The following is a 10,000-nucleotide window of genomic DNA, read 5'->3' as shown; positions in this document are numbered from 1 at the left end:
GCGAAGCGAGGCGACGGAGGGGGGCGGCGACACGACCTCAAGGCGCTGCGACGCCTGTAATTCTGGTGTTACCCCCCTCCGTCATTTTTCACTAGCGCTCAAAATGCCACCTCCCCACGCTCACGCGCAGGGAGGAGATATTTACCCCAGTTCCTCTTCAAGCATGGCCAGACGCGCCGCCTGATCGTCGGCGATCAGGGCGTTGATCATCTGATCCATCTCGCCTTCCATAAATTGCGCCAGATTATAGAGGGTCAGGTTGATGCGGTGATCGGACACCCGACCCTGCGGGTAGTTATAGGTGCGGATGCGTTCCGAGCGGTCGCCGGAGCCGACCTGCGATTTGCGGGCATCGGAGCGCGCGGCATCGAGCGCCTGACGCTGGATGTCGTACAGGCGCGCCTTGAGGTTGCGCATGGCGATCTGCCGGTTCATGTGCTGCGACTTTTCCGATGAGGTCGCCACGATCCCCGTCGGCAGGTGGGTAATACGTACCGCCGAATCGGTCTTGTTGACGTGCTGACCGCCGGAGCCCGACGCACGGTAGGTGTCGATGCGGATGTCCTTGTCCTGAATGTCGATTTCGACATCCTCGGCTTCGGGCAGAACGGCGACGGTGGCCGCCGAGGTGTGGATGCGGCCGCCCGCTTCGGTGGCCGGGACGCGCTGCACGCGGTGCACGCCCGATTCGAACTTCAGCTTGCCGAACACGCCGTCGCCCGTCACCGAGGCGATGATTTCCTTATAGCCGCCCGCGTCACCTTCGCTGATGGAATCAATCTCAACGCGCCAGCCCTGCGACGCCGCATAGCGCGAATACATGCGGAACAGGTCGCCGGCGAACAGCGCCGCCTCGTCACCGCCGGTCCCGGCGCGCACTTCGAGGATGGCCGAAGCGTTTTCGTCCTTGTCCTTGGGCGCCAGTAGCAGCGCCACCCCGCGTTCCAGCTCCGGCAGGCGCTCTTTCAGCTCCTGAAACTCCTCCTGCGCCAGCGGCGACAGTTCGGGATCATTGAGCGCGATCAGTTCCTCAAGCTCCGGCCCAGAGGCACGCGCCTTGAGCAGCGCCGTGACCGCATCGACCACGGGTTTCAGTTCGGCGTGCTCCTTCGACAGCTTGACGATCTCTGTGCCATCGGTGGCACTTTCCATGCGCGCCTCGATCATGCGGAAACGATCGACGACCTGATCGAGCTTGGCCTGCGGCAGACGTATCAAAGGAACGACCTCAAAAGACTTCGTGGCCCCCTCCCCGCAATGCCGGGAGGGGGAAAACGCGCTTCTTACCTTTAAGACGGATAGGTGTCGATAAAGGATTGGCGTTTTTCCAGTTGATCGCGCAGGGCCACAAGGCGCGGGGCCTCGGCGTGCCAGTCGAGTTTAGGGAAACGGAAATCGATATAGGTCGCCGCCGAAGCCAGGGTGATTTCGGCCAGCCCCGGCTGCCCATCCGACGCCACGCACAGCCCATCCACGGCCTTCAGGGCCCGGCGCAGCCCCTCTTCCCAGCGCTTGAGCCAGGCGGCGGAGCGTTCGTGTTCCGGGCGGCGGTGTTCGATCACCATCTTTACGGCGGTTTCGAGAATCCCGTCGGCCAGCGCCTCCGCCTGACGCGCCGCCCACTGCGCCTCGCCTTCGGGATAAAGCGGGTAAGGCCCGTAATGCGCCGCCAGCCATTCGCAGATCAGCGTCGAATCCACAAACGCCCCGTGATCGGTCACCAAGGCCGGCACCTGCGCAAAAGGGTTAACGGCGACGTGCGCCGGAACACTGTCCAAAGTTACCGTTGGCACGTCCTCCACGCGGTCGGTCAGCCCCATTTCCCGAACCAGAATTCTGCATTTTCGCGCAAAAGGCGAACCTGAATTGATGAACAACCGCATAACAGCCTCCGTTACAGCCCTGCATAGATGCAGCCCAACCTGTTGATGGTCAAGGGAAAAACCATTGCACACATCTGCACATAGGCACGCAACCCCTTCATTACAAAAGAGTTTTCCATTTGCCTTAATTTAAGGCTTTTACCGTATGGTGGCACCTTAGGTAACCGCCCTCAGAATGAGTACGCCTCGTGAAACGAGACCGGAGTGAATTAAGACTTTTGGCCCCCATGACCATTGTTGTGGTCGGGGCCGTGTGTGCGTTGATCGGGTCCTTGTGGATCTGGGCCGCCGAAATCGACAAGTCGAGCCGCGAGCGCGAAGAAAACTATGTGCGCAGTGGGCTGATGCATCTGGCGGAGACGCAGGCGCGCCTGATGGCTCCCATGACCATCTGGAACGAAGCGGTCAACCGGACGGTGGTCAAATTCGATCATCAGTTCGTCGCCGACAATTACGGCAGCTATTTTTCCGAATATCTGAATTACGAGCAGACCTTCGTGCTGGACGGTCTCAATCGTCCGGTGCTGGCGTGGGAAGGCAAGCAGGAAACCTCGCTTTCCGCCTATAACCGCCTGAGCGGTGAAATCACCCGCCTGTCGAAAGACCTGCGTGAACGCCACTATGTCTATACCGCCTCCGGCATAGGCTTCACGTCGAAGACCAACGCCATTGCGCGGCTGACCGTGCTGGATGGCCACGTCTATCTGCTGGGGGCCAGCCTGATCCTGCCCGACAGCACGCGACAGGACCTGGCGCGCTACACCCCCTATCTGGTGGTAGGCGTGCACCGGCTGAGCTATGGCGAACTGGCGGCCCTGTCGCAGGGGCATCTGCTGAGCACCATCACCGAACTGCGCAGCGGTCAGAACGTGCAGCCCGGTTCGGCGCGCGCCGTGTTCACCGACTCGACCGGTCAGGAAAAGGCCGAACTGACGTGGCAGCCGTCGCGTCCGGGGCTTGACCTGTTCATGCGCGCCCTGATCCCGTCCCTGCTGGTTTCGGCCGGTCTGGGGGGCGTGGCGCTGGCGCTGCTGCACCGCAGCCAGAAGACTGCGCGCAGCCTGATCGCTTCGGAAGCGCGCGCCAAGCACATGGCGCTGCACGACGGCCTGACCGGCCTGCCCAACCGCACCCTGTTCACCGATCGCCTCAATCAGGCCACCGAGCGCCTGCGCCGTCAGGGCGGTTCGGTCGCCGTCATGTGCGTCGGCCTCGACCGCTTCAAGGACGTCAACGATACGCTAGGCCATTCGGCGGGCGACGAACTGATCCGTCATTCGGCGCAAAAGATCGGCAGCATGATCCGGGCGGGCGATACGCTGGCGCGTCTGGGCGGCGACGTCTTCGTGATCATCCAGACCGACACAGACGCCCATTCCGCGGCCGCCCTGGCCAAGCGCGTGCTGGAAGGCCTCAAGGGTCAGGTCACGCTGGAAAGCGGCCCGGTCTATTCATCCTGCTCCATCGGCGTCACCCTGTTGCAGGAATCGGACATCGAAGCCGCCGAAGCCCTGCGTCAGGCCGACCTTGCGCTCTATCGCGCCAAGGAACAGGGCCGTTCGCAATACGCCTTCTTCGAAATCGAGATGGATGCGACGATCAAGCTGCGCAAACTGCTGGAAACGGGCCTGCGCGAAGCCATCCACGTCGAAGCCATCGACGTCGTCTATCAGCCGCAGGTCGATCACAATGGCCGCATCGTCGGCGTCGAGGCGCTGGCACGCTGGAGCCACCCGCAGCGCGGCCCGATCAGCCCCGCCTATTTCGTGCCTCTGGCCGAAGAGTGCGGCCTGATGATGGATCTGGGCACGCTGATCATGCGTCGCGCCCTGATCGATTCCAAACGCTGGCCGGGCCTGAAGGTGGCCATCAATGTGTCGGCGACGCAGTTGCGGTCCTCGCGCTTCCTGCCGGAACTGAAGGACATGCTGCGCGAAACCGGCGTCGAGCCGCGTTCCATCGAAATCGAGATCACCGAAGGGATGCTGCTCAACGACGATCAGCCGACGCAGAATACGCTCAATGCGTTACGTCAGATGGGCTTCTCCATCGCGCTCGACGATTTCGGCACCGGCTATTCGTCGCTCAGCTATCTGAGCCGCTACCCGGTGGACAAGATCAAGATCGACCGCTCCTTCGTCTCCAATCTGGGGGTCGATCCGGACGCCGAGGCGCTGATCCGCGCCATCATCAAGCTGGCCAAGGCGCTGCACCTCAGCATTCTGGCCGAAGGGGTCGAAACCCAGGCGCAGAGCCACATCCTGCGTCAGGCCGGCTGCGCCATCATTCAGGGCTATCTGTTCTCCAAGCCCGTGGATCGCAGCGAGATCGACATCATGATGGAAGGTCAGGCGACCTCACAGGTGACCCACATCACCAATGGCCGCTATATCGCCGGCGTACGCTAAGCCTCAGATATTCTGAAACAAAAAGCCCCGCCAGTTCGCCTGACGGGGCTTTTTTACTGACTCTGTGCCGCGGTTGGAGAACCACAGATTGCACAGATTTCACAGATTGGCGCTTCGCGCCCTTGCCCCATCAGACCCTACGCATCTGCCGGGGGAACTCGTAATCTGTGAAATCTGTGGTTTCTCAATAGCATAAGAAGCCATCCAACGACCGTCTGTGGAGAAGCCGCCCGCTCAGACCGCTTCCGGAGCCATCTCGCTTTGATTTTGCTTGGCGGCGTGGGCTTCGACCAGACCGACTATGTGCTCGATCATGTCGTCATTAGAGACCTTGTGGTCCGGCTTGCCCGCCATATAGACCATGCCTGCCCCCGCGCCACCGCCGGTAAAGCCGACATCGGTGTACAGCGCTTCACCCGGCCCGTTGACGACGCAGCCGATGATCGACAGCGACATGGGCGTGGCGATATGGGCCAGACGTTCCTCCAGCTTTGCCACCGTCTCGATGACATTAAAGCCCTGACGCGCGCAGGACGGACAGGCGATGATATTGACGCCGCGATGGCGCAGGCCCAGCGATTTGAGAATATCAAACCCGACCTTGATCTCTTCGACCGGATCAGCGGCCAGCGAGACACGGATGGTATCGCCGATCCCCGCCCACAGCAGGTTGCCCAGCCCGATGGCCGATTTGATGGTCCCGGTACGCAGAGGCCCCGCCTCGGTCACGCCGATATGCAGCGGGCAGTCAATGGCGTCAGCCAGCGCCTGATAGGCGGCGACGGTCAGGAAGACGTCCGACGCCTTCACCGAGATCTTGAATTCGTGGAAGTCGTTATCGCGCAGGATATTGGCGTGGAACAAGGCGCTTTCGACCATGGCGTCCGGGCACGGCTCGCCATATTTTTCGAGCAGTTCCTTCTCCAGCGACCCGGCATTGACGCCGATGCGCATGGAGCAGCCATAGTCCTTGGCCGCCTTGATCACCTCACGCACGCGCTCGGGTGAGCCGATATTGCCGGGATTGATACGCAGGCACGCCGCGCCGGCCATGGCGGCTTCGATGCCGCGTTTGTAGTGGAAATGGATGTCGGCGACGATGGGCACGCTGACCTGACGCACGATCTCTTTCAGCGCCGCCGTTGAGTCCACGTCCGGGCAGGAGACGCGCACAATATCGGCCCCCGCCTCTTCCAGCGCGTGAATCTGACGCACGGTGGCATCGACATCGTGGGTGCGCGTATTGGTCATGGACTGCACGCTGATCGGGGCGTCGCCGCCGACCTCGACCTTGCCGACTCTGATCTTGCGGCTTTTGCGGCGCTCGATCATGCGCCAGGGGCGGACATGCGTATGGTCACTCATCATGCACTCTGGGGATACGGGTCAATGCGCCCTATGTAAGCCTTCGACGGGCGCTTTACCAGCCGCAATTCAGGGCTGGGTCACGGGTGCCGGGTCTGTCTGGGGCGTCGCGGACGGCGTCGTCTGCGGCACGTAGGGGATGGGGCCGTCACGCGCCGGGACGTCCGCCGGAACAACCGGCGTGTTCGTGGGGGCGGCAGGCACGGCGGCGTCCGTGGGACGACCGGCCGGGCGCAGGGCCTCCATCTGCGCGTCCATCAGCTTGGCCAGCGCCGCCGCACGGGCATTGAGCTTGGAGACAGAGGTCGCGCGCTCTTCCATCACCCCGGCAAATTCGCCGTTATAATAGATTTCAAACGCCTTGGGATCGCCCACCTCGATCAGCAGGTTGACAGCACTGACCTGTGGCAGGCGATAGGCCTCACCCGGCCCCAGTTGCCGCGCGAAATAGACGCGCTTGTCCGTACCCGTAAGCACCAGATTGACGCTGCGCTGGGCCTGAATCGTCACCATGGAATCGACTGGCGTTGCGCCAAAGACCGCCCCGCGCGGGTTGAAGGCCTTGCGCATCTGAAGCGGCACGCCCACCGTCGCCAGGGGGTTCTGCTCGGCGCGTTCGGCGTCGATGGCGGCAAAGCCCTCCTCAAGCCCCGGCGTGTAATAGGGCACGGGCAGGTCCTGATCCTTGGGCGCCGGGGCCGCTTGCGTCAGCACCAGCTTGTCGCGCACCAGCGGCACGCCCGGCGCCCATTTCTGCGGCGTCGTATCGGCCGACGGCGCGTGATGCCCGCCCCAGCCCGGCGTGCGCTGAAACAGGTTCCACGCCACCACCGCCAGCACCAGCGCCAGCGCCAGCCCGCCATAGAGGCGATAGCTGGGGCGCAGGTCTTCAAAGGCGGCCCCTACGGGGGCCCGCAGCTTGTCCGACTGCGCCGGGTCGGCAAACGAGCGCTTGAACAGATCGGCCAGGCTTTCTTCGTCCAGCCCCAGCGCCTTGGCATAGGCCTTGACGAAGCCGATGGAAAAGGCGCGCGAGGGCAGGCGGTCATAGGCGGCTTCTTCAAGCGCCTCCAGATAGCTGCGCCGCACGCGGGTGATATCGGCCATATATTCCAGCGAAAAGCCTTGCGCCTCGCGCGTGCTGCGCAGGATGTTGCCGAGCGTTTCCGGATCGCTGGCCAGCGCCTCCGCCTGACCCTGCACGCGCCCACCGGCCAGCACCTGACCCTGCGCGCGCACCGCCGCGTCGCGCTCAGCCGTCAGGAACAGGCCCGTATAGGCCTCGTCCTCAAGAACCGTGATATTGTCCTGTGCACTCATCAGACTTCGGCAAATCCTGCACGCTGTTCCCCCCAGCGTAATGAAAAAACCAAACCACAGCGCCCGTCCCAAATCAATACGTAAGGCTTTTGGGAACAAGGCTTTCTGTCTTTTGTGACCGCCTGTGCAAAAGCGTTGCCGAACGCCCCAACACAGCTTAGAACACAGGACTTTGCTGTTTGAACGGAGTCGCTCATGCCTGCCGCCTTTGACGATTTGTGGATTGGTCAGGTCGCCTCGATCGGCGCGGGCGTCGTCTCCCAGAGCGATCTGGAACAGTTCTGCGCCACCTATGCGCCGTCGTGGAACACGCAGGACGGCCTGCCCGATGCGCTGATCTTTGCTTTGTGGTCAAAGCTGGAGCAGGAAGCGGCCGCGGGCTGGCCGCAGACGAAACGACTGGCCGTCGATGCGCTGCGCTGGTCGCGCAATCCACCGCCGGGCGAACTGCTGCGCGGGCGTCTGACCATTATGGGCAAGGACGCGGTGGGCGACACTAAGGGCGTCGTCATCGCCCAGCACGACCTGCTCGACGAAGCCGGACGTCTGGTCTTTTCATGCCTGACGCGCTCGGTGTTTCAGCGCAATCCGCCGCCTGTTGGGTAAGGTTTTCGCCACGAAAAGCACGAACATATGGCGCGAAGCGCCCGACCAGACAGCACGCCGCAACACTGAAAAACGGCCCTACGGGCCATAGCGGTTTACCAGCCTTTTCGTTTTTTTCGTGGCCAATGAAAAAACCCCGGAAGCCGAAGCCTCCGGGGCTTGTCGTTTCAAACCGAAAACGCTTAGTTGACCGCCGGGGCCGACTGATTGCGCTCGATGGTCAGGGCGATCAGCTTGTCCCAGGCCAGCAGCGAGATCAGGTGCGCGTAGATGTGCATCAGGGCGCCGTTGTCACGCAGCTCAACCAGCTTGTCGGCCGGCAGCTTGGCCAGCTTTTCTTCATCGACCGCGAAATATTCGGCGATCTTTTGCGGCTCACCCTGCGAACCGTCCGGATTGGCCGGGCGATAGATGGTTTCGCGCGGGGCCAGGAGGTCCAGATCCTTCAGCAGGTTGACGAAAGATTCGGTGCGCAGGCGCTCGTTTTCGAAGTCCGAGCAGAACTGCATGGCGTTTTCGACGAAGGCCGACGGCTTGCCGCCTTCGAAGAAGGGCACGTCCGGATTGTTGGCGGTCACCACCGGCGAGGAGGTATCCACGCACAGGATCATGCGTTGTTCCTGTTCGTCATTGGCAAAGACGAAGGGATAACGACGGGCAAAAGCCGGCAGGTAGGCGTCCGGGCGGAAGACGCCTTCGGGGGACACGAACATGTTCTGACCGGCGGCCAGACCCATGGCGGCCACCGGCATACGCGCTTCGCCGATGAAGACGATGGGGTAGCTCAGCGAAGCCGCCGGGAATTCCGCCACGGTCAGCGGCACCACATTGGTTTCAGCGACAAAGGCGTGCGGCGTCGGCGAAGCGCTGATGCCGAGATTGCCGTGGGCTTCAACGCTCAGGGGTTCCGGAGTCTTGTAAAACAGCACGTTCCCTGTCAGCGCGCTTTGTTGGTCTTGAGCCTGTTCCATGATCGCTCTTTGTAGTGGTAAAAACTGAGGAGTTTCGCTTCTAGCCCATGCCTGCGGGAAAGCGCAAGCGGCACGTTCAGGCAGGCGAGTGCAAAGGCCGCAATTCGCGCAAAAACCGGCACCTGCGGGTATTTTAGCGCGCAGGAACCCCGGAAGTACGGGCTTCCGGGGTTCCGCGCCGTGATCCTGCACCGATCCGTCAGAATCGGTAGGTCAGACCGGCGCGCAGATTGCGACCAGCACCGACAAGTATATCCTTCTGCACCGAAGTGTGCTCGCGGATTTCCTCGTCAGTCGCGTTACGCAATTCGGCGAAGACTGATACCTTGGGATTGATCCAGTAAGACCCGAAGACATTGACGGCCGTGTAGACATCGGTTGGGGTTTCGAACGCCGCCAAATGCGTGTCCGCCGCGGCTACATGCCGGACTTCGAGATGGCTTTTCCAGCGTTCACCTTCGTAGCCCAGGGTGGCCGTCAGCGCCGAAGGGGCAATACGAGCAATATCGCCCAGATCGCTCTTGCCGCGAACATAGTCATAGGCCAGATCAAGACGCACAGCCTGAGCGCCACGGCTCCACAGGTTCACGCCGCCTTCCAGTTCAAAGCCCCAGAAGTCAGCGTCAGTCTGCACGTAGCGATAGACCGGCAGGCCGTCCTCGTTGTCACCCGTTGGACGCAGGTCAATGAAATTGTCGAAACGGCTGGAATAGAGGTGGGCGTCAAGGCTGAAAGCCGAATGGCTGTCCATCTGCCAGTGGCCGGTGGCCTCTACGCTGTAGCCTGTCTCCGATTTCAGAGCTGCATTGCCAATTTCATAAGCCCCTGTACCGGCGTGCGGGCCATCGGCCAGCAATTCAACATCAGAAGGGGCGCGTTCAGAGCGCGTCACACTCAGACCAAAAAAGGCATGATCGGAAGGTTTCCAGAACCCGCCCAGCGAACCCGACAGGTTGTCGAATGCCTTTGAGAAACCTGCGGAAGTGATCTCCTTGCGGTCACCCCGCAGGCCGCCTTCGATGCCCCAGGCGCCCCTGTCGAGACGCGACTGTGCATAGGTGCCGAATTCTCGCGTCGTAGAAGACGGCACAAAGGCCTCGGCTCCGATCGCCTCAAAATGGCGTTCGAGGACATTGAAACCTACCGCGCCAGAGACATCGCCCATCTTCTGGCGGATCAGGTTCACGCGCGCCTCATATCCGTCAGAGAGAAAGCGCGTGCCGACCTCCTCGCCTTCGAACTCGGTATGTTTATAATCCGTGTAGCCCGCATCCGCCGTCAGCTTGTTGAAACCCGCAAAGGCGATATTGAGCGATGAGCGGACATCGTAACGCGTCTGCTTCAGGCCGATGGTCACCGGGCCTTCTTCCTCATGCGCGTGGTCGTCACCCTCTTCGTGATCAGACGCGTCTTCAGCATGGCTATGACCGGGCACGCCGTAGGTCGT

The 10,000-nt window shown here is 61.9% G+C and carries 9 protein-coding genes; 2 read left to right on the top strand and 7 right to left on the bottom strand.

Annotation, left to right across the window (positions count from 1 at the left end; genetic code table 11):
- Window positions 1-141 precede the first annotated feature (141 nt).
- Both prfA and LDL37_RS07965 read right to left on the bottom strand, forming a co-directional pair.
- Complete coding sequence (prfA, locus tag LDL37_RS07970; RefSeq protein WP_272740868.1) at window positions 142-1,215, bottom strand: peptide chain release factor 1; 1,074 nt, start codon at window positions 1,213-1,215, stop codon at window positions 142-144.
- 74 nt (window positions 1,216-1,289) lie between these two features.
- Window positions 1,290-1,883 carry a glutathione S-transferase N-terminal domain-containing protein gene (locus tag LDL37_RS07965; RefSeq protein WP_290796440.1) on the bottom strand — a complete coding sequence of 198 codons (594 nt, stop codon included), beginning with the start codon at window positions 1,881-1,883 and terminating at the stop codon, window positions 1,290-1,292.
- Window positions 1,884-2,110: 227 nt separating this feature from the next.
- On the opposite strand from LDL37_RS07965, the gene LDL37_RS07960 reads away from it, so the two are divergent.
- On the top strand, window positions 2,111-4,291 hold the full coding sequence (locus LDL37_RS07960; protein ID WP_290796437.1) for an EAL domain-containing protein: 2,181 nt from the start codon (window positions 2,111-2,113) through the stop codon (window positions 4,289-4,291).
- Window positions 4,292-4,525: 234 nt separating this feature from the next.
- On the opposite strand, the gene ispG is transcribed toward LDL37_RS07960, so the two are convergent.
- The 3 genes from ispG to LDL37_RS07945 form a co-directional block, all read right to left on the bottom strand.
- On the bottom strand, window positions 4,526-5,659 hold the full coding sequence (gene ispG, locus LDL37_RS07955; protein WP_290796434.1) for a flavodoxin-dependent (E)-4-hydroxy-3-methylbut-2-enyl-diphosphate synthase: 1,134 nt from the start codon (window positions 5,657-5,659) through the stop codon (window positions 4,526-4,528).
- Between the two features lie 66 nt (window positions 5,660-5,725).
- Complete coding sequence (locus tag LDL37_RS07950) at window positions 5,726-6,976, bottom strand: helix-turn-helix domain-containing protein (protein ID WP_290796432.1); 1,251 nt, start codon at window positions 6,974-6,976, stop codon at window positions 5,726-5,728.
- On the bottom strand, window positions 6,976-7,173 hold the full coding sequence (locus LDL37_RS07945) for a hypothetical protein (protein ID WP_290796429.1): 198 nt from the start codon (window positions 7,171-7,173) through the stop codon (window positions 6,976-6,978). Before LDL37_RS07945 ends, LDL37_RS07950 begins: the two co-directional genes overlap by 1 nt.
- Here LDL37_RS07945 and LDL37_RS07940 point away from each other — a divergent pair.
- Window positions 7,172-7,582 (top strand): acyl dehydratase, encoded by a 411-nt coding sequence (locus LDL37_RS07940; protein ID WP_126419615.1) that lies wholly within the window; start codon window positions 7,172-7,174, stop codon window positions 7,580-7,582. The two genes, LDL37_RS07945 and LDL37_RS07940, sit on opposite strands and share 2 nt — an antisense overlap.
- A 182-nt stretch (window positions 7,583-7,764) precedes the next feature.
- On the opposite strand, the gene LDL37_RS07935 is transcribed toward LDL37_RS07940, so the two are convergent.
- Complete coding sequence (locus LDL37_RS07935; protein ID WP_290796425.1) at window positions 7,765-8,553, bottom strand: SapC family protein; 789 nt, start codon at window positions 8,551-8,553, stop codon at window positions 7,765-7,767.
- Between the two features lie 199 nt (window positions 8,554-8,752).
- Window positions 8,753-10,000 (bottom strand): TonB-dependent receptor (locus LDL37_RS07930; protein WP_290796423.1); only part of this gene is annotated, 1,248 nt, incomplete at its 5' end.

This window comes from Asticcacaulis sp. (assembly GCF_020217185.1).
Taxonomy (GTDB): Bacteria; Pseudomonadota; Alphaproteobacteria; order Caulobacterales; family Caulobacteraceae; genus Asticcacaulis.
Note: the sequence above shows the minus strand (reverse complement) of the source record. Positions and strands in the feature narration are given on the sequence as shown.